Here is a 19,547-nt window from a genome sequence, read left to right on the forward strand (position 1 = left end):
GAGCTAATCCAGCTTTCCATTTTAAGCTTTTATTCAAAAAACATATTTTTAAAGTAGTTACAGGAGTTTCTCCCGAAGCGTCGGGAGCGCTCTGTATCTACAAAAAAATATAGTTTTTTTTACAAAAGGCTTTCCATTGTAATCTGGGCTAGTTCCCAATCGGGTTTATAGGGAATAAAAAAAGCTATCGTTAAAGATAGCTTTTTTTAGTAAAATATTTTAGGTTTTCTTTAAATTCCTGTGAAATTTGCAGGTGTTATCTGCATTAATTCTTCCTTAATAGCATCAGACACTTCTAAAGTCGCAATAAAATTATGAATTGCTTTTTTGTCAATAGCTTCATTTGTTCTTGTCAAACCTTTCAAAGCTTCGTATGGATTTGGATAAGCCTCACGACGTAAAATCGTTTGAATAGCTTCTGCAACAACTGCCCAGTTTTTCTCTAAATCTTCAGCAAATTTTGACTCGTTTAATAACAATTTGTTTAAACCTTTCAATGTGGCTTCAAAGGCAATAATGGTGTGTCCGATTGGAACTCCAATATTACGTAAAACAGTACTGTCAGTTAAATCACGTTGTAATCTGGAAACTGGTAATTTAGCTGCTAAATGCTCAAAAATAGCATTGGCAATTCCTAAATTTCCTTCAGAATTTTCAAAATCAATTGGGTTAACTTTATGTGGCATAGCTGATGAACCAATTTCACCCGCTTTTATCTTTTGTTTGAAGTATTCCATCGAAACATACGTCCAAATATCACGATCTAAATCAATAATGATGTTGTTGATCCTTTTTAAAGCATCAAAAAATGCGGCAAAATGATCGTAGTGTTCAATTTGAGTAGTCGGAAAAGAGTGGTGTAAACCAAGATCTGTTTCTACAAATTTATTTCCGAATTGTTTCCAGTCGATTTGTGGATAAGCTACATGATGTGCATTATAATTTCCAGTTGCACCACCAAATTTAGCTGCAAACGGAATGTTGAATAACAAACGCATTTGCTCTTCTAAACGCTCTACAAAAACAAGGATTTCTTTACCCAAACGAGTAGGAGAAGCTGGTTGTCCGTGCGTACGCGCCAACATTGGAATGTCTTTCCATTCTATGCTTAATTCTTTTAATTTAGAAATTAAAGTAATTAAAGATGGCATATAAACCTGTTCAAAAGCTTCTTTTGTAGAAAGCGGAATAGCGGTATTGTTAATATCCTGAGATGTTAATCCGAAGTGAATGAACTCTTTATATTGAGATAAACCTAGTTTTTCAAAAGCATCTTTGATAAAGTATTCCACCGCTTTTACGTCGTGATTGGTTACTTTTTCCGTTTCTTTAATCCAAAGCGCGTCTTCAGTTGAGAATTTTTTGTAAATATCTCTTAAACTGTCAAATAAATTTGGGTTTACGCCTGAAAGTTGTGGCAATGGTACTTCGCATAAAGCAATAAAGTACTCGATTTCAACCAATACACGGTATTTGATTAAAGCTTCTTCAGAGAAAAAAGGTGCTAATGAAAGGGTTTTGCTTCTATATCTTCCGTCAATTGGTGATATAGCATTCAATTCGTTTAAAGTAGTCATTGTTATGTTGTTTGTTCGAAAGGTGCAAATATAAGTCATTGTTAAAACTTCTGAAAGTTACAAGAGATATATTATGCCTTAATCGTATGATTTAGAAAATAGTTTTAAAGATTTTGTCCCAAATGGTAAAATAAAAACCATAATTATGAGATTGATGTTTATGATGATCAGAATGAAATTTAGTTGTTGAGATCCATTTTGTAGCAAAATTTTTATACCAGAAATCGGGAAATATGTTGGTTTTTAAATGTCCAAATATTCCATATAAAAGATTTAAAATTAGATAAATAATAATGCTAAGATAGTTGAAGTTCAAAACCGTAATCGAAAACAACCAGATAATTCCAAATCCTAAAGTTTCTACAGGATGTAATACATATAAGCTATATACACTCGTTTCGATATGTGTGTGATGAAGTTTGTGAATGGGAGAAAACCATTTTAAGTAATGCGCCAGAAAATGGAAACAAAACATAAAAAAATCCATTACTATAATCAACAAAAAAGTATCTGCTACAATTGAAAGTAATGAAGGAGAAAAATCTATTTTGATAATACCAAAACGATATAATTCAAATCCTAATAGTGTTATAAATGTATTGCAGATTAAAGTTGCAATTACCCATTTTCGATCTGTTTTGTTCAGTTTCGTATTATCATATTCAATTATTTTTGCTAAAATAACAGACAGAATTATCAGAACTAAATTTTCTATCAAAAAGAAAATAAATAAACTCAGTAAATTGAATTGACATAAGAGCTGTAACCAGCTTTGAAATATCATATTGTTTTCTCCTTTTCAAATAATTTTTCTCTCATAATTGCAACTCCTTCTGAAGCAATTTTAGCAATAATTTCAACTTTATTTTGAATATTCGGAATCGCAATTGGCTTTGGATCAATATAAAAAACCGGTGTAATGCTGTAAGTATATGAAATCAGTCCTGCCGCAGGATATACTTGCAATGACGTTCCAATGACGGCAAAATAATCGGCAGTTTCCGTAATTTCGATTGCTTCTTCAAGCGCTGGAACATCTTCGCCAAACCAGACAATATGTGGCCGCAATTGATATCCGTTTTGGTCTAAATCCCCAGTATATAAATCATCGTTCCAATCGAGAATAAGATTTCTATTTTGAACGCTTCGTACTTTTAATAATTCACCATGCAAATGCAAAACCTTTGTACTTCCGGCACGTTCGTGCAAATCATCCACATTTTGTGTAATAATATGAACATCAAAATCCTGTTCTAATTCGGCTAAAATTTTGTGACCCAAATTTGGTTCTACTTCTTTAAGCTGTTGACGTCTTTTGTTGTAAAAATCTAAAACCAATTCCTGGTTTTTGCGCCAGCCTTCCGGACTTGCCACTTCCATTACATCATGTCCTTCCCATAAACCATCGCTGTCACGAAACGTTTTGATACCACTTTCAGCACTGATTCCCGCTCCGGTTAAAACAACTAATTTCTTTTTCATCTTATTTAATTAAAAGATAAAAATAGTAATTTACCTATCTAATTCTTCGAAAAAATGGAGTTTATAACACAATTTCTTTTAGTATTTGGAATGCTGATAAAAGCGTATTTCTACTTATTGTACCACTCTTTTAAATTATTTAGCTTTAATGTGAATAAAAACAAAGCCCATTTTCGATGATTTTAATTCAGTTTACAGGATTGTCAGGTTCGGGTAAAACGACATTAGCAGAAAATGTTCGGCATTTGTTAATTGAAAAAGGGTACAAAGTTGAAATAATTGATGGCGATGTCTACAGAAAAACGATTTGTAAAGATCTGGGGTTTTCTAAGGACGACAGATGCGAGAACGTCAGACGTCTTTTTAATTTAGGACGAAATTTTATAAGTGAGGACACAATCGTTTTGATGTCAGTAATAAATCCATACGAAAACCTGAGAAATGAATTGCGATCCTATGAATTTGTCAGAACTGTATTTCTGGATTGTTCTATCAATAATTTGATAAAAAGAGATCCGAAAGGATTGTATAAAAAAGCATTATTACCAGATCATGATCACAATAAAATTAATAATTTCACAGGAATAAGTGATGTATATGAGGTTCCCTCAAGAGCAGACTTAGTACTAAAAACAGATTTTGAAACAGTTCCCTTTTCAACTCATAAGTTATACGATTTTATTATAACTAATTTATCTTAACTTATAATCTAATCATTAAAATATGAATCCATCTTTCAGTAAACTTCCGATTTCTTTCTCGATAGATAAATTGCAAAAAGAACTCGCTATATGCGAAACTGATTTGTGGACTCCTCATTTTAATACCAATCGATATGAGGGCAATTGGACGAGCGTTTCTTTAAGATCCCAATCCGGCTTAACAGACGATATTACCTCTTTTGCAAACAAAGCGTATAAAAATACAACCCTGCTTGATAGTTGCCCATATTTTAGGGAAATAATAGACTGGTTTCAATGTGAAAAAGAAGCAGTACGATTACTTAGATTGGGTCCACAAAGTGAAATAAAAGAACATGTTGACAATGATACTTCGTATGAGGATGGTTTTTTTAGAATCCATATTCCCATTATAACAAATTCTGAAGTGTTTTTTTATGTTGATAAAAAACGAATTCCAATGAAAATGGGAGAAAGCTGGTACGCCAATTTTCAGCTTCCGCATAGTGTAGAAAACAAAAGTGTTGAACCGCGTATTCATCTTACGCTTGATTGTATAAGAAATGACTGGTCGGATACATTATTTACAACAATGGGTTTTGATTTACAATTTTCCAATAAAAAAGGACAATATTCAGATGAAGTAAAACAACAGATTATAGCGGAACTTTCAAGAAATCCTTCAGAAGTTAACGCTAAAATTATAGCTGATTTATTAGCAGAATAATATAGAAAAATGGAAAATAGAAATCACCCTCTTTCAAACTGGATTCCGTATAAGTTAATCGAAAAAGATAACGAGGTTTATTTCGAATGGATTTATCTGGGAGATTTAAAATATGCAGACCCTTTTTTTGAAGAAACAATTTCAAAATGCTGGAAACATTCTTATAACTCAAATCCATTTAAGGTCATTACAACTGCAGAAAATCTAATTGATTGGTCTAATCAATTAATTTCTGTTGAACTCAAATCCTTAATATTTCATGTATCGCGTTGTGGTTCTACCATGTTGAGTCAGTCTTTGGCAACTTCTTCGGAAAATGTTATGATTTCTGAAGCACCTATTATTGATGAAATCTTAAGAAGCAATAATTTTGATTTAGATAAAAAAAGCATTCTTTTAAAATCGGCGCTTGTATTATTGGGACAAAAACGATTTCCGGAACAAAAGAATTTAATTATAAAATTAGATGCCTGGCATATCTTTAATGCCAGTTATTTGAGATCGATTTTTCCTGAAATACCTTTTGGATTGCTTTACAGAAATCCGGATGAGGTATTAAAATCACAGCAAAAACGGACAGGAATGCACATGATTCCTAATGTATTACCGCCTGCTATTTTTGGAATTACAGCTAAAGAAATTCATGAAATTAGTTTTCAGCAATATGGAGCTTTAGTTTTAGAAAAATATTTTCAGGGCTTTCTGGATTTTTATCAAACGGATCAAAATGTTATCAAGCTTAATTACAATGAAGGAATGCAGAGCGTCATAGAAAATTTTCTTTCCTTTATTAATGCCGATTTTCCTGTCGCCGAACTTGATAAAATGTACGAACGTTTAAAAAAGCATTCTAAAGATCAAAGTGCCATTTTTAGCGGTGATTCTTTTACCGAAGAAACTTTGCAAATAGATTTTACAAATGTTAATCAGCTGCATGAAAAACTGAATAATACTCTTCTTGAAGATGTAGTGGGTTGAAAATGCGTATGAATTTTTCTTTCTGTTTTATTTATAATGTATTTTTGCGCCAAACTCAAATAAAATGATTGATTTAGAATACCTGGCATTTCTTGAAAATATATTAACCGACAATCGTAAAGAAAGATTTTTAAATGTACTCGGAAACCGTACCAAACATTTTACAATTGCGGTTGAGGACGTTTTTCAAATGCACAACACAAGTGCCGTAATGCGCAGTTGTGAAGTTTTTGGAATTCAGGAATTGAATGTTATCGAACAGCGTTACGGAAAAAAAATCGATAAAGAAATCGCGATGGGTGCTCAGAAATGGGTTGATATCAATCAGTTTGATTCCATTACAACTTGTGTTTCTACTTTAAAAGAGCAAGGCTATCAAATTATTGCAACAACGCCACATGAAAATGATTGTTTGTTGGAAGATTTCGATATTACAAAACCAAGTGCTTTATTCTTCGGAACAGAAAGAGACGGATTATCAGAAGAAATTCTACAAAAAGCAGATGGTTTTCTTAAAATTCCAATGGTTGGTTTTACAGAGAGTTTGAATATTTCAGTTTCCGCTGCAATCATCATTCAAAACTTAACCAACAGATTACGAAATTCAGATATTAAATGGCAATTGTCAGAAGAGGAAATTTTGGAGAAACGTTTGGCCTGCGCTAGAAATTCTATTAAAGATATTAAGAGAATTGAAGCGCGATATTACGAAGAAAATCCAAAATAAGATACTAAGCGGCTAAGTTACTAAGTTGCTAAGAAAAAAACTTAGTCCCGAAGCTTCGGGATAGCAACTTAGAACCTCAGTACCTTTGTTTTACTTCTTCAAAAACAAAACAAATCCTAAAACACTCACAATCAAAATGGTCAAGGCTGCCAAAACCATAGTTAGATCGCGAATGTTTTTTCCTGCCCAATCCATAAATAAAAATTTGTGGAGGATAGCAAACGAATAACCTTCAACCATATCAGAACTTTTAATTTTAGCGGCTAATCTGGAAGTTGCCGTTTCGATGAAATAAGTTGTTTTTTCAGGAGTATCATACGCCAATTTTACAACAGGCAATCTTTTATTTACAAAGCCATATTCTCTGCTTTCAAAATCCGTCAGAACTTTAGATTCTAATAATTTTGCATTTTCTAATGAAGCTTCCGGTTCGTCTGAACTTTCTACCATTTCGCAGCAAGCGGCTTTTGACGCTCCATCTGTAAAATAGTAAGCAAGAAACTCGGCATATTCAAGATCAATATTCGGAACAACTTTATTCGTTGTTACATTGATATAAACTACCTCCGATTTTTTATCGTCTTTTTTGTTCCATTTCGAATTAGAATCTGCTTTTGGTTTTTTGAATTTTTCTTTTTCCAATAATTGACAACGGAAATATGTCGTGTCGTTTAAAGTAATAACACTAGCGTTTTGGAAACGACTCCAGTCTAAATTCAAAGTATTACTGGCTAAAGGAATTTCTTTGGTTTCAAAAGTTGGTTCGTAAACCATTTGCGATAAAGTGTACGGAGCCCATTTTGTAGTGGCATGATAAGCACCACTAAAAGCAAATGTCAAAGTGAAAAGTGAAACCCAGATTCCGATTTGACGATGGTATTTTCGAATTCCTTTTTTGGGTTGTAAACTATCCGTTTTTTTGAATTGTTTCCATAATAAACCATAAATTAAGATTCCGCTCAAGGCAGAAAATCCAATAATCGATAATAAGAAAATCATTGTAATGATTCGGATACTATTGTTTGTAATTGCATCTACAAATGACCAATTATGAAAAGTATCGAAAAACCAAATAAACCATTGTCGTGAAGTTGGATTATAAGTCGCCAGTTTACTGGAAGAAGTTTCTACATAAACTTCCATAGTATCATGGCGATCAAAACTTAGTTTGTAAACCGGTAAATAACGGTTTACATATTTGTATTGTGAGGTAAATTCAGTCACAACTTCGCTCTTTTTTACTGCGCTTTTTTGATCGTCTAAGAAATATCTGGAAAGCCATTCCGCATATTTTTGATCTCCATTTTCCAGTTTCTGAGCTGTTGCAGTATCGTAATACCATAATTCGCCAATTATAGTTTTAAGCTGATAATAGGTTTTATTGTTGAAGGTAACGATTCTGAAATTTTTGAATTGCTTTAGTTCATTTTTCTGTAAAACTTCCTGAATAGAAAACTTTAATTGATTTTTATCAATTATTTGCTGTTCCAGTTTATCATGTGCAATTTCAGGTTTGAAAAAATGCGCCATAAACGGATGCATCAAACCAGATAATGTCCAAAAAATCACAGGAATAATGGTAATCAAGCCTATTGTACGATGCCATTTGTACATGTGCTGTTTGATTTTCCTGACAAGCTTAGAATCTTTCTTTTTAGATTTTTTCTCTTTTATTTCTTTACTCATATTCGTGTTATTATGATTTGTCTATTTTTTTGCCACAGATTAAAGGATTAGAATGATTTTTACAATCTGTGTTAATCCTTTAATTTGTGGCTAAATATTATTTTTTTAATGAAAAATTATACTGAATTCCGAAAACAAAAGTTCTTGGCGCTGCTGCTGTATACGTTGGTTGTGCATTTGTCGTATTAGCTCTCGAAACGTTATAAGCGTATAATTTGTCTGTTAAATTAAGTACGTTTCCGTACACTTCAATACCTTTCCATTGATAGCCAATTCGGGCATTGAAAATATTGTAACCATCATATTTTACAGTATTGATCTGATCCTGGTAATAACTTCCTACCAATTGCCATTCAATTGAAGTTCTTAGGTTTGGAAGCCAGTTTGGATAATAACTTAACTCCGAATTTCCGGACCATTTTGGTGCTGAAGGCATTTCTTTTCCGTTTAAATTCTGAATCGGATCTGATGGTTTGTCTGAAAGTTTGAAATCGATATAAGTATGTTGCGCGTAAGTTCCGCCAAGACGAAAGTTAATTTGTTTTGATGGTCTGTAAGTAGCTCCAAATTCAATTCCTTTATGACGTGTCTCGCCAGCCGAACGATAATCAGTTGAATTATCAGCAAGTTTGATGTTTAAAAGTTCATTTTTTCCTTCCATATAATACAAAGCATAATCAAAATTTAATTTATTTTGAAGGAAAGAAAACCATCCTCCAACTTCGTAATTATTGAAAGTAGCAGGTTCTAAATTATAATAGAAATCAGTAGGAATACCAGTTGTTCCGCCTGTACCTGGTTTTGTTCTGAAGATAGAAGTAATTCCCGGAGGTGCAAACCCTTGAGAGTAATTCCCGTAAAAACCGGCAAATTCAAATGGATTATAATTCGCACCGGCTTTAAAAGTCATTTTGTCGTAAACTTTGCTTCCTGTAGAATTATCTAAAGCATTATCATAATTGACTTTCATATTGTCATAACGCCCGCCAACAGTAACAACTAATTTTGCTATCGGATTCAAACTTACTTGTGCATAACCAGCCGTGTTGAAAATATCAGCGGTATAATCAGCTAATTTAGAATCTGGATGTTCTGCAATAATTTCATAAGAATCTACAGTTTGTTTGCCTGGTTCTCCCGGATTTAAGTTCGCTTTCAAATCAATCACATATGACCAATACGTAACTGGAGAATAATCATATAATGCTCCGGCAACAATTTTAGTATTTAAGAAATCAAATTTTTGAGTATGTTGGCCAATCGTTCCGTAACTTTTAAAATTATTTGAATTTACTTCGCCCGTTGCTTTTGTCGGATTTACGGTTGGACTCCATTTGATTCCGTAAGAAGGATTTTGGCCTAATTTATTGTCACGTAAATAAGCGGTAATATAGCTACTTGAATTACTGTTCCAATCATGTTCTAATGTTAAACGGGTTCGTAAGGCATCCGATTTTCTATAAGTAAAATCTGTTGTGCTTTTATAAGTTCTGTTATTAAAAGCATCTTCGTTTACACTTCCGCTCATGTCAGAATAATATTTTCCATACATGGTATTACTGATCAGTCGAGTAGAAGGAGAGATGTTATAATCGATTCTTGCGTTCAAATTATCTTTGTTGTAATCAGAATACGTCATCCAGCCATTTTCCTGCAAGCTTGAAATTCCTGCAATATGAAAACCAACTTTTCCAATCGTTGCCCCGCCGGCAGCCTGAAATCTTCGGTAACCATAATTATCGGCCTGAATGCCAAATTTAAATTCAGGATCAACAGGCGGTTTTACTGAAATTAAATTAATAGTTCCGCCAACTGCTTCCGGCCCATATAAAGAAGAAACAGGGCCTTTTACCACTTCTATACTTTGTAAATTATATTGATTGATTTCCAGTAAAGCATTGTGATTAAAGATTCCCATTGGGCGAATTGGTAAGCCATCTTCCAAATATAAATAGTAGGCATTGGTGGTCATGGGCTGACGAATCGACATCATATGCTGTTCGTTTCCTAAATTAACCATTAATACTCCAGGCGTTTTATTAATGATTTCGTAGACTGCCGTTGCTTTGGTTTCGTTGATCGTTTTTGCTGTTATTTTACTGATAGCAACAGGAGTTTCTTTACGTAATGTTGCAGTACGATTAGCAGTTATAAAAACGTTTTCTAATTCTTGAGATTTTGTAGTGTCTTGCTTCACTTCATTTTGAGCAAAGACACATTGCCCTATGATTAGTAGGGTAAAGTATATTTTTTTCATTTTAAATTATATAAATTAAAAAGTAACATGTCTTTTTCCCTGACTTAAAGCCAAGAAAAAAATCTTTTCAGTTTTGAAATTGAAAAGTGTAGCTAAAATTTATATAAAATAGGATGGAGGGTGGAAAGTACTGTTTGAAACCGAAATTGGTTTCTCATCAAAAGAAGCAAAAAGTTTTGCTGCAGATTTGATAGGAGTTACTAATTTATAATTAGCGGTTGCTGTATTTTGAATGTAAACTACTTCTGTTTTTTCTTTCAGATTGTTTTGCATTCTTTTTTCATTGTCAGCATATTTCTTCAAACTTTTTTGAAGTTCGCATCGACCGTTACAAGAATTAAAAACCATTTTTCGTTGCACACAGATGGTTTTTGAAATTTCTTCCTGATTTAATTTGAATGAGGTATAAACAAAGAAACTGCCAAATGAAGGCAGCAAAAGCATGCAGGAAAGAAATAGTATTAAAATTCGCTTCAAAACTTTGTTTGTTGTTTACGGTTGCAAAAATACAGTTTATTCGATTTAGAAAGAATTTATTTTTAAGTTTTCCGAAAAAAAGTTTATAGTCTCAGTTTTCAGTCACAGCCTACAGACTGTAAACTGAAAACTATTTTAAAAGACAAAACCCGACAGGTTTTAAAAACTTGTCGGGTTTGATGTATATAATTTAGAGTACTAGTCTGTAAACTGAGACTTATTTAACAAGTACCCAAGCGCCAGAAGCGATTAAAGTTTCTGCTTTTTTAAATTTCATTTCTTCAGTTTTACCTGTTGCAACTTCCTGAACTGTTACAGTGTCATTACGGTTGATTTTTGGCATATCTCTCACAATTGTTTCAGTAACCTGACGTTGTTGTGTTTCTCCAGCTTCGCGGTTGATATCTTCGCTGTTTGGAATTTCATCTTTGCTTAATTTGAAGTTTTCTTTCTGACGAACTTCTCTTGCTTCGTGAATTTCCGGAACGTTTTGAGCTGGTAAATCACCTTTGAATAAGAATGAAATTACTTCTTTATTAACGTTGTCCAACATTCCTCTAAACAAGTTGAAAGCTTCTAGTTTGTAGATAAGCAATGGATCTTTTTGTTCGTGGACAGCCAATTGAACAGATTGTTTCAATTCGTCCATTTTACGTAAATGTTTTTTCCACGCCTCATCAACAATAGAAAGTGTAATGTTTTTTTCGAAATCAGCAATTAACTGAGTTCCTTCGCTTTCGTATGCTTTTTTCAAGTCAGTTACCACATTCAAAGTTTTGATTCCGTCAGTAAATGGAACTACGATACGCTCAAAATGATTGTTTGGCTCTTCGTAAACTCCTTTAATGATTGGGAAAGCTTCTCTCGCACTTCTTTCTGTTTTTTCAGTATAGAAAGCCAGAGTTTCTTTGTATATTTTTCCAGTAATTTCAATATCAGTTAATTTTTGGAAATCAGCTTCAGAAATTGGAGAAGTGATAGAGAAATAACGAATCAAATCGAATTCGAAATTTTTGAAATCGTTAGCTGGTTTAGTTTGACTTACGATCAATTCGCAAGTATCATAAAGCATGTTAGCGATATCCAGTTTCAAACGCTCACCAAATAAGGCGTGACGACGACGTTTGTAAACTACTTCACGTTGCGAGTTCATAACGTCATCATATTCTAATAAACGTTTACGAACACCAAAGTTATTTTCTTCTACTTTTTTCTGAGCACGCTCGATAGATTTGGTCATCATAGAATGCTGAATAACTTCACCTTCCTGTAATCCCATTCTGTCCATTACTTTGGCAACTCTTTCAGAACCAAATAAACGCATTAAGTTATCTTCCAAAGAAACATAGAATTGAGAACTTCCCGGATCTCCCTGACGTCCTGCACGACCACGTAACTGTCTGTCAACACGACGAGAATCATGACGTTCTGTACCCACGATTGCTAAACCTCCGGCAGCTTTTACTTCTGGAGATAATTTAATATCGGTACCACGACCAGCCATATTTGTTGCAATAGTTACAACTCCGGCTTTACCTGCTTCTTCTACAATTTGTGCCTCTTGTTTGTGCATTTTAGCATTCAAAACGTTATGTGTAACGCCTCTCATTTTCAACATACGGCTTAATAACTCTGAAATCTCTACAGAAGTTGTTCCAATTAAAACTGGTCTTCCTGCATTTGACAGTTGTGTTACATCTTCAATTACAGCGTTAAATTTCTCACGTGTCGTTTTGTAGATATAATCCTCTTTGTCTTGTCTTGACATTGGACGGTTGGTTGGAATTTCAACAACATCCAATTTATAAATCTGCCATAACTCTCCAGCTTCAGTAACCGCTGTACCTGTCATACCTCCTAATTTGCTGTACATTCTGAAATAATTCTGTAATGTAACAGTTGCAAATGTTTGTGTAGCAGCTTCGATTTTTACATTTTCTTTAGCTTCGATCGCCTGGTGTAAACCGTCAGAATAACGACGACCATCCATGATACGACCTGTTTGCTCATCGACAATCATAATTTTGTTGTCCATGATCACATATTCTACATCTTTTTCAAAAAGAGCATATGCTTTTAAAAGCTGAGTAAGGGTGTGAATACGCTCGCTTTTTACTCCAAAATCCTGGAATAATCTTTCTTTAGCTTCCGCCTCAGCATCTTTATCCAATTTTTGTTTTTCGATTGCAGCAATTTCAGTTCCGATATCCGGAAGGACGAAAAAGTCAGCATCAGTATCTCCTGAAAGGTATTGAATACCATTATCAGTCAATTCAACCTGATTGTTTTTTTCTTCAATTACAAAATACAAAGCTTCATCCACTTTATGCATTTCGCGATTGTTATCCTGCATGTATTGATTTTCAGTTTTTTGAAGCAATTGTTTGATTCCTTCTTCACTCAAAAATTTAATTAATGCTTTGTTTTTAGGTAAACTTCTGTAAGCTCTTAATAATAAGAAACCGCCTTCTTTAGTATTTCCTTCTTTGATTAATTTTTTAGCTTCTGCTAAGAAACCATTTGCTAATTGACGTTGTTGAGAAACTAAGTTTTCAATTTTTGGTTTCAACTCATTAAACTCATGACGATCTCCTTGTGGAACTGGTCCTGAAATAATAAGCGGTGTTCTTGCATCATCAATCAATACAGAATCGACCTCATCGACAATGGCATAATTATGTTTTCTTTGTACTAAATCGCCTGGCGAATGCGCCATGTTATCTCTTAAGTAGTCAAAACCAAATTCGTTGTTGGTTCCGTAAGTGATATCAGCGTCGTATGCTTTTTTTCTTTGTTCTGTACTTGGCTGGTGATTATCAATACAATCAACAGTTAAACCGTGGAATTCGAATAAAGGCGCTTTCCATGTACTATCACGTTTTGCTAAGTAGTCATTCACAGTTACTAAGTGAACTCCGTTTCCGGTTAAGGCATTTAAGTAAAGTGGAAGAGTAGCAACTAAAGTTTTACCTTCACCTGTTTGCATTTCGGCAACTTTACCTTCGTGCAAAACCATACCTCCAATTAACTGAACATCATAATGAATCATGTCCCAGGTAATTTCTTTACCGGCGGCATTCCATTTATTTGCCCATGTAGCTTTTTCGCCTTCAATAGTAATATAAGTTTTAGAAGCTGAAAGTTCACGGTCTTTTGGAGTTGCAGTAACTTCAATAAAAGAATTGTCTTTAAAACGACGTGCTGTTTCTTTAACTACCGAGAATGCTTCCGGAAGAATTTCTAATAAAGTTTTCTCAGAGATTTCGTAAGCTTCTTTTTCAAGAGCATCAATAGCATCATAAAGATCTTCTCTTTTATCGATGTCTTCGATGTTTTCTACTTCCTCTTTAAGCGAAGCAATTTTAGCATCTTTATCAGCTCTGGCTTCTTTTATTCTTTCTTTAAAATATACGGTTCTGGCTCTTAATTCGTCGTGAGACAAACTCATTAAGCTGGTTTCGAATGTTTTAATTTTGTTTAAATAGGGTTGTAAAGCTTTGACATCTTTCTGTGATTTATCACCTACAAAGACTTTAATAATACTGTTTATGAAACTCATGATTTGTTATATTTCTATTATATGTAAATGTTGTATTTTGAACCAAAAAAAAAGCCTCTGTGATGAGACTTTTTCCTTTGGTTTATTTTTTAATATTCATCCTCATTCCAAAGATAATCTTCGTCTGTTGGATAATCAGGCCAAATTTCTTCCATTGATTCATATATCTCTCCTTCGTCTTCAATTGACTGAAGGTTTTCTACCACTTCTAATGGAGCACCAGCTCTAATAGCGTAGTCAATAAGTTCGTCTTTGTTAGCAGGCCATGGCGCATCACTTAAATAAGATGCTAATTCTAATGTCCAATACATCTGTTATCTGTTTAGTTTGTGCAAAAATAAATTTTTTACTGAAAAAGACAAGTAAATTTTGATTTATTTTAATAAAATTTAAGAACGTCTCTGTAAGTATTCAGTTTTCAGTGCCAGTTTTCAGCCTGAAAACTTGAAATTCTTACTGTTTACTTCTTTTTTTAGTTATCTGTTTTAGCTCCAGTTATTATTCTAAAAACTGAAAAACTGCGACTGATTACTTTCTCGGAATCCATTTCACTTCCTCCGCTTTTAAGTCTGACGACAACTTCCGTGCCAAGACAAAAAGGTAGTCAGAAAGTCGGTTTAAGTACATGATTGCGATTTCGGGAACGTGTTCATTATGACTTAAATGTACTGCCAGACGCTCGGCACGACGGCACACACAACGCGCAATATGACAATATGACACAGTTTGATGCCCTCCAGGTAAAACAAAATGGGTCATTGGCGGAAGGCTTTCTTCCATTTTATCAATTTCATTCTCTAGTAATTCAATATCAGTATCGATGATTCCTAAATTTTTCAATCGAAGTTCACCGTTTTTTAAAACTTCTTTTTCTGCAGGAGTTGCCAAAATAGCACCCACCGTAAAAAGACGATCCTGAATTTCAATCAAAATAGTTTTGTAATGCGAATCAATTTCCTGATCACGAATGAGTCCTATATAAGAATTCAATTCGTCAACAGTTCCGTAACTGTCAATTCGGATGTGATCTTTAGGAACACGCGTACCTCCAAAAAGAGCCGTGGTTCCTTTATCTCCGGTTTTTGTATATACTTTCATTATTTTAAGCTTCTAAGTTGCTGAGATGCTAAGGGGCTAAGTTTTTTTTACAGTTAAACAATTAACCAAATAAACGGTTAAACTATTTAGTGGTGTCGCTTTCAATCAAGCCATCGCGTAAACGAATAACACGATGTGCATAAGCAGCAATATCTTCTTCGTGTGTTACCAGAATTACAGTATTTCCCAATGCGTGAATATCGCCGAAAAGCTTCATAATTTCTACAGAAGTTTTACTGTCTAAGTTTCCTGTTGGTTCATCGGCCAGTATAATAGAAGGTTTGTTGACCAAAGCGCGGGCAATGGCAACACGCTGGCGTTGTCCTCCTGAAAGTTGGTTAGGCTGGTGATCCATTCTGTCTGCAAGATTTACCTGTGTTAAAACTTCTTTAGCACGTGCATTTCGATCAGATTTAGAATATCCTGCATAAATCATTGGTAATGCAACATTATCTAAAGCAGTTGTTCTTGGCAAAAGATTAAAAGTCTGAAAGACAAAACCAATTTCTTTATTTCGAATTCCTGCCAATTCATCATCTTTCATTTGGCTGACATCTTTTCCATTTAAAATATAGTGTCCGGATGTTGGCGTATCTAAACAACCCAGTAAATTCATTAGAGTCGATTTTCCGGATCCGGAAGGGCCCATTAAAGCTACATATTCTCCTTTATTGATTTCTAAATCTATTCCTTTTAAGACATAAACGATTTCATTACCAAGTACAAAATCTCGTTTAATGTTCGTTATTTTAATTAATGGATTTGCCATTTCGTATTTACAATTTGGTTTTAAAAGTACAAAACACTTTTCAATAAACGATAAGTAGCGTGAAATTGATTTATGTTACAAAACATCTTTTGGTTTACAGGATTAATTAGATAATGAATATGTTTTTTTTGAATTAATTATATATTTTTTGATTTATTTTATAAAATTATCATTATTCTGTGAGTTTTACATGTTTAATATCTTTTTAATATTAAAAACATGGTAATGATGTAATTTTTGATATTAGGTTATTAGATACATTTGTTAATGTATTAATTAAACAATAAATAATTATGAAAAACATACAATTATTATCGGGAATTGCATTAATTGCACTGAGTCTTACATCGTGTAAAGACGAAAAACAAGAAAAGGCTCAAAAAACAATTGACGCATATGTAACCTACGTCGACTCAGTAAAAAATGTCAAAGCTGATGATTTGAAAGCTGATTGGGCAACTGTTGAAGCTGAGTACGATAGAAGAGCTGAAAATGCTCAGTTAGCTTTGGCAGATATTAAAGACAATACTGCTGAGAGTGAAAAAATAAATGCAAGTAAAGTTAAATACGAAGAATTTAAAAAAGAAATGACCACCGTTCTTGCCCCACCTGCTCCAAGTCCGAAACAACAATTGCGTAATGCTTTGTTTGGTGAAGGAAAAATTGGAGACGATATGAGTTTTTCCTGGGTAAATGCCCAAAACATTCACAGTGTGTACCAACAATTTGTTCATACAGTTGAGGATAATAAAGATAGTTACTCTCGTGAAGACTGGGATGAAATTAAATTGTTGTATGAAGCATTAGACAGCCGAAAAAATACTGTTGAAAAAGAAGGTTTATCATCTGAGGATAACAGAAAAATTGCTGGTTTAAAAATGAAATTTGCTCCTATGTATACTGTAAACAGAATGGGAGCTAAATCTGATGAAAATAAAGAAGCTAAAAAATAAAATTAATTGAATTATTATAAAAAATGACAATCAGAAATGGTTGTCATTTTTTTATGCCCGAATTGTAAAATGCTCTTTTTTTTGCTCGTATCTAAAAAAAACAAATCCCCATTGAAAAGTATCAATCGTAACGGTCACTTTCGGATGGTTTTTAATATTTTCCCAAGCTTCTTCCATTTCTGTAGACCAATGAATGTCATCGAAAATCCAAACGGTATCGTTGTCAATAGTTGGTAATAACAGATCGAAATAAGCTAAAGTTGCTTTTTTAGAATGATTACCGTCAAAATATATTAGATTGTAGATTGTAGATTGTAGATTTTCAGAAATTAAAAAAGATTCGAATTCTGAAATAATACTTTCTACATTTTTACAATAAAATTGATTTAGTTGATTTTTGGCAACATTTGCTGTTTCTGGACAACCTTCTAATGTAGTTACATTTGCATTGGTATTACCCAAAGCCAGAGCTGAAGTCGCTAAACCTAATGAAGTTCCTATTTCCAGAATAGTTGAAGGTTTGAAATAATTGGTAACTCTAAATAGTAGTTCCGCTCGTTTTGGAGAAATCCCTGCTGTTGATGCAATCTTCGAAATTTGTCTTCTATTTGATTTAAAAACTTTTGATCCGGCACCAAAATCAGTTACTTCAATAAAGTTTTTATTCTGAAGTAATGATTTTCGATAGTTTTTTAAAATTGCATATTCAGGTTTAGACTTTTTATCGTAAAAACATTTTGTTAGTAAACTAAAAACAAACGGAGAATGTACTCCGTGTTCGTTTTTTGAATTCCACAGGAATTTTAAATAAGCTTTTATTTGAAATAGCATATAAATAATTATATCAGGGTACGAAGATAACAAGATAATACAATTGTCAAAAGAGAAGAGCAGTCAATTTGACTTAGAATTGTTCCGACTTCAAAAAGACTATATTTGCGCACTTTAAATAAAGCTAATAGTAATACGTTTTTTATGATGTTGAAGGAAGAAATAGAAGATAGCAGCATAATATCTTCTGAAGAGATTAATCGGTGCATTGCTATTTTGGCACAATTGAATGCCAATACAGATCAAATATTTGACATTCCAAAAGGGCAACGTATAGCTTTAATTAAAGAAGCAGGAATGTTTTCCAGACCGGATAGAGGTGAGTTTTCCAGAAGAATTAAAGACGGATTACAGGCCGCTAAACGAAAAAAAGAAAAGAAGGACAAAACTGCACGTAAGGAAACCGGAATTAGGCATGCACGTGAAGCGAGCATATTTGTCGCACCGAAATTACTAGCTTATACTGATCTGGTTCACAAAGAACAATTAGAACTTGAAACACCAAGAAACTGTTACGTTTGTAAAACAGAGTTTACTAAAATGCATCACTTTTACGATACAATGTGTACGGATTGTGGCGATTTTAATTATGCTAAACGCTTTCAGACTGCAGATGTAAAAGGACAAATTGCGATTATTACAGGTTCTCGTTTAAAAATTGGTTATCATATTACTTTGATGCTTTTGCGTGGAGGAGCAACTGTTATTGCTACTACTCGTTTTCCTGTTGATTCAGCTTTGCGTTTTGCTAAAGAAGATGATTTTATGGATTGGGGACATCGGTTGAAAATTCATGGTTTAGACTTAAGACATATTCCGAGCGTAGAGATTTTCTGTAATTTTATTGAGCAGAAATATGAACGTCTTGATATTTTAATTAATAACGCGGCACAAACAGTTAGGCGGCCGGCGGGATTCTATTCGCATTTGATGGAGAATGAAGAGTTGCCACTAAGCGCACTTCCTCAAAAAGCACAAGAATTATTATTGGATCATATTAATTGTTTAGACGAATTGAAGATGTTGACCACTGCAGCTTCTTCAAACGAAAATATGCCAGTTACCTGGCACGGTCCAGAACCTGGAATTGGTTTGCGGGCTTCGGCTAAATTATCTCAAATTCCCTATTCTTTCGATAATGCGTTAGTTGCCAATGAAGTTTTTCCGGAGGGAGAACTTGATGCCGATTTACAGCAGGTCGATTTACGAAAAACAAACAGTTGGCGTTTGCGCCTCGGTCAAATAGAAACGACTGAAATGATTGAAGTACAATTAGTGAATTCAGTTGCGCCTTTTGTATTGTGTAACCGACTTTCGGAAGTAATGAAAAAAGATAATACGGGACAAAAACACATCATTAATGTTTCGGCGATGGAAGGAAAATTTCATCGTTTTTTTAAGGAAGATCGTCATCCGCATACCAATATGGCAAAAGCAGCTTTAAATATGTTAACCCATACTTCTTCAGGAACGTTGGCAAAACATGGAATTTTCATGAATGCCGTTGACACAGGTTGGGTAACAGATGAAGATCCTGCTGAATTGGCAAAGAAAAAGCAGGAGTTAGAAGACTTTCAACCACCATTGGATATTGTTGATGGTGCGGCGAGAGTTATGGATCCGTTATTTGACGGAATCAATACCGGAAAACATTGGTGTGGAAAATTTCTGAAAGATTATAATCCGATCCCTTGGTAGTTTTCGGTTTCAGATTCAGTTAAAATATAAAAAACCACAACAAAATTC

17 protein-coding genes are annotated in these 19,547 nt (G+C 33.7%); 6 read left to right on the forward strand and 11 right to left on the reverse strand.

Annotation, left to right across the window (positions count from 1 at the left end):
- Positions 1-230 precede the first annotated feature (230 nt).
- The 3 genes from purB to AC6CH4_RS24240 form a co-directional block, all read right to left on the reverse strand.
- Positions 231-1,577: an adenylosuccinate lyase gene (purB, locus tag AC6CH4_RS24230; protein WP_498107597.1), complete on the reverse strand. Its 1,347-nt coding sequence runs from the start codon at positions 1,575-1,577 to the stop codon at positions 231-233.
- A 91-nt stretch (positions 1,578-1,668) separates the two neighbouring features.
- The gene (locus AC6CH4_RS24235; protein ID WP_498107599.1) at positions 1,669-2,295 is read right to left on the reverse strand and encodes a sterol desaturase family protein; all 627 of its coding nucleotides are present in this window, start codon (positions 2,293-2,295) and stop codon (positions 1,669-1,671) included.
- Positions 2,296-2,357: 62 nt separating this feature from the next.
- Positions 2,358-3,059 (reverse strand): SIR2 family NAD-dependent protein deacylase, encoded by a 702-nt coding sequence (locus AC6CH4_RS24240; protein WP_498107601.1) that lies wholly within the window; start codon positions 3,057-3,059, stop codon positions 2,358-2,360.
- Positions 3,060-3,235: 176 nt separating this feature from the next.
- Here AC6CH4_RS24240 and cysC point away from each other — a divergent pair, with 176 nt between their 5' ends.
- The 4 genes from cysC to AC6CH4_RS24260 all read left to right on the forward strand — a co-directional run bounded on the left by cysC (position 3,236) and on the right by AC6CH4_RS24260 (position 6,171).
- On the forward strand, positions 3,236-3,760 hold the full coding sequence (cysC, locus tag AC6CH4_RS24245; RefSeq protein ID WP_498107603.1) for an adenylyl-sulfate kinase: 525 nt from the start codon (positions 3,236-3,238) through the stop codon (positions 3,758-3,760).
- 22 nt (positions 3,761-3,782) lie between these two features.
- Positions 3,783-4,466 carry an aspartyl/asparaginyl beta-hydroxylase domain-containing protein gene (locus tag AC6CH4_RS24250; protein ID WP_498107605.1) on the forward strand — a complete coding sequence of 228 codons (684 nt, stop codon included), beginning with the start codon at positions 3,783-3,785 and terminating at the stop codon, positions 4,464-4,466.
- Positions 4,467-4,475: 9 nt separating this feature from the next.
- Positions 4,476-5,444, forward strand: coding sequence for a sulfotransferase family protein (locus AC6CH4_RS24255; protein ID WP_498107607.1), 969 nt, complete (start codon positions 4,476-4,478; stop codon positions 5,442-5,444).
- Positions 5,445-5,508: 64 nt separating this feature from the next.
- The gene (locus AC6CH4_RS24260; RefSeq protein WP_498107609.1) at positions 5,509-6,171 is read left to right on the forward strand and encodes a TrmH family RNA methyltransferase; all 663 of its coding nucleotides are present in this window, start codon (positions 5,509-5,511) and stop codon (positions 6,169-6,171) included.
- Between the two features lie 90 nt (positions 6,172-6,261).
- Here the strand turns inward: AC6CH4_RS24260 and AC6CH4_RS24265 are convergent, their stop codons facing one another.
- The 7 genes from AC6CH4_RS24265 to AC6CH4_RS24295 all read right to left on the reverse strand — a co-directional run bounded on the left by AC6CH4_RS24265 (position 6,262) and on the right by AC6CH4_RS24295 (position 16,017).
- On the reverse strand, positions 6,262-7,857 hold the full coding sequence (locus AC6CH4_RS24265) for a PepSY domain-containing protein (RefSeq protein ID WP_498107611.1): 1,596 nt from the start codon (positions 7,855-7,857) through the stop codon (positions 6,262-6,264).
- 97 nt (positions 7,858-7,954) lie between these two features.
- The gene (locus AC6CH4_RS24270; RefSeq protein WP_498107613.1) at positions 7,955-10,114 is read right to left on the reverse strand and encodes a TonB-dependent receptor; all 2,160 of its coding nucleotides are present in this window, start codon (positions 10,112-10,114) and stop codon (positions 7,955-7,957) included.
- A 99-nt stretch (positions 10,115-10,213) separates the two neighbouring features.
- The gene (locus tag AC6CH4_RS24275) at positions 10,214-10,591 is read right to left on the reverse strand and encodes a hypothetical protein (RefSeq protein WP_498107615.1); all 378 of its coding nucleotides are present in this window, start codon (positions 10,589-10,591) and stop codon (positions 10,214-10,216) included.
- Between the two features lie 217 nt (positions 10,592-10,808).
- Entirely contained in the window at positions 10,809-14,150 is a 3,342-nt protein-coding gene (secA, locus tag AC6CH4_RS24280) for a preprotein translocase subunit SecA (RefSeq protein ID WP_498107617.1), read from the reverse strand.
- Positions 14,151-14,239: 89 nt separating this feature from the next.
- On the reverse strand, positions 14,240-14,461 hold the full coding sequence (locus AC6CH4_RS24285) for a DUF2795 domain-containing protein (protein WP_007138072.1): 222 nt from the start codon (positions 14,459-14,461) through the stop codon (positions 14,240-14,242).
- A 217-nt stretch (positions 14,462-14,678) separates the two neighbouring features.
- The gene (locus AC6CH4_RS24290) at positions 14,679-15,248 is read right to left on the reverse strand and encodes a cob(I)yrinic acid a,c-diamide adenosyltransferase (RefSeq protein ID WP_498107619.1); all 570 of its coding nucleotides are present in this window, start codon (positions 15,246-15,248) and stop codon (positions 14,679-14,681) included.
- An 82-nt stretch (positions 15,249-15,330) separates the two neighbouring features.
- Positions 15,331-16,017, reverse strand: a complete 687-nt coding sequence (locus tag AC6CH4_RS24295; RefSeq protein ID WP_498107621.1) for an ABC transporter ATP-binding protein — start codon at positions 16,015-16,017, stop codon at positions 15,331-15,333.
- A gap of 293 nt (positions 16,018-16,310) precedes the next feature.
- On the opposite strand from AC6CH4_RS24295, the gene AC6CH4_RS24300 reads away from it, so the two are divergent.
- A complete protein-coding gene (locus AC6CH4_RS24300; protein ID WP_498107623.1) occupies positions 16,311-16,970 on the forward strand; it encodes a DUF6565 domain-containing protein in 660 nt (219 codons plus the stop codon).
- Positions 16,971-17,021: 51 nt separating this feature from the next.
- Here the strand turns inward: AC6CH4_RS24300 and AC6CH4_RS24305 are convergent, their stop codons facing one another.
- Positions 17,022-17,801, reverse strand: coding sequence for an O-methyltransferase (locus tag AC6CH4_RS24305; RefSeq protein ID WP_498107625.1), 780 nt, complete (start codon positions 17,799-17,801; stop codon positions 17,022-17,024).
- Positions 17,802-17,948: 147 nt separating this feature from the next.
- On the opposite strand from AC6CH4_RS24305, the gene AC6CH4_RS24310 reads away from it, so the two are divergent.
- Entirely contained in the window at positions 17,949-19,499 is a 1,551-nt protein-coding gene (locus AC6CH4_RS24310) for an SDR family NAD(P)-dependent oxidoreductase (protein ID WP_498107641.1), read from the forward strand.
- Positions 19,500-19,547 lie beyond the last annotated feature (48 nt).

This window comes from Flavobacterium sp. GQ95 (assembly GCF_059758655.1).

Excerpts from the sequence above, each read along its gene's own strand:
- purB (WP_498107597.1), bottom strand. The coding sequence starts at position 1,577 with ATGACTACTTTAAACGAATTGAATGCTATATCACCAATTGACGGAAGA.
- AC6CH4_RS24240 (WP_498107601.1), bottom strand. The coding sequence starts at position 3,059 with ATGAAAAAGAAATTAGTTGTTTTAACCGGAGCGGGAATCAGTGCTGAA.
- cysC (WP_498107603.1), top strand. The coding sequence starts at position 3,236 with ATGATTTTAATTCAGTTTACAGGATTGTCAGGTTCGGGTAAAACGACA.
- AC6CH4_RS24250 (WP_498107605.1), top strand. The coding sequence starts at position 3,783 with ATGAATCCATCTTTCAGTAAACTTCCGATTTCTTTCTCGATAGATAAA.
- AC6CH4_RS24255 (WP_498107607.1), top strand. The coding sequence starts at position 4,476 with ATGGAAAATAGAAATCACCCTCTTTCAAACTGGATTCCGTATAAGTTA.
- AC6CH4_RS24260 (WP_498107609.1), top strand. The coding sequence starts at position 5,509 with ATGATTGATTTAGAATACCTGGCATTTCTTGAAAATATATTAACCGAC.
- AC6CH4_RS24265 (WP_498107611.1), bottom strand. The coding sequence starts at position 7,857 with ATGAGTAAAGAAATAAAAGAGAAAAAATCTAAAAAGAAAGATTCTAAG.
- AC6CH4_RS24270 (WP_498107613.1), bottom strand. The coding sequence starts at position 10,114 with ATGAAAAAAATATACTTTACCCTACTAATCATAGGGCAATGTGTCTTT.
- secA (WP_498107617.1), bottom strand. The coding sequence starts at position 14,150 with ATGAGTTTCATAAACAGTATTATTAAAGTCTTTGTAGGTGATAAATCA.
- AC6CH4_RS24285 (WP_007138072.1), bottom strand. The coding sequence starts at position 14,461 with ATGTATTGGACATTAGAATTAGCATCTTATTTAAGTGATGCGCCATGG.
- AC6CH4_RS24290 (WP_498107619.1), bottom strand. The coding sequence starts at position 15,248 with ATGAAAGTATATACAAAAACCGGAGATAAAGGAACCACGGCTCTTTTT.
- AC6CH4_RS24295 (WP_498107621.1), bottom strand. The coding sequence starts at position 16,017 with ATGGCAAATCCATTAATTAAAATAACGAACATTAAACGAGATTTTGTA.
- AC6CH4_RS24300 (WP_498107623.1), top strand. The coding sequence starts at position 16,311 with ATGAAAAACATACAATTATTATCGGGAATTGCATTAATTGCACTGAGT.
- AC6CH4_RS24305 (WP_498107625.1), bottom strand. The coding sequence starts at position 17,801 with ATGCTATTTCAAATAAAAGCTTATTTAAAATTCCTGTGGAATTCAAAA.
- AC6CH4_RS24310 (WP_498107641.1), top strand. The coding sequence starts at position 17,949 with ATGTTGAAGGAAGAAATAGAAGATAGCAGCATAATATCTTCTGAAGAG.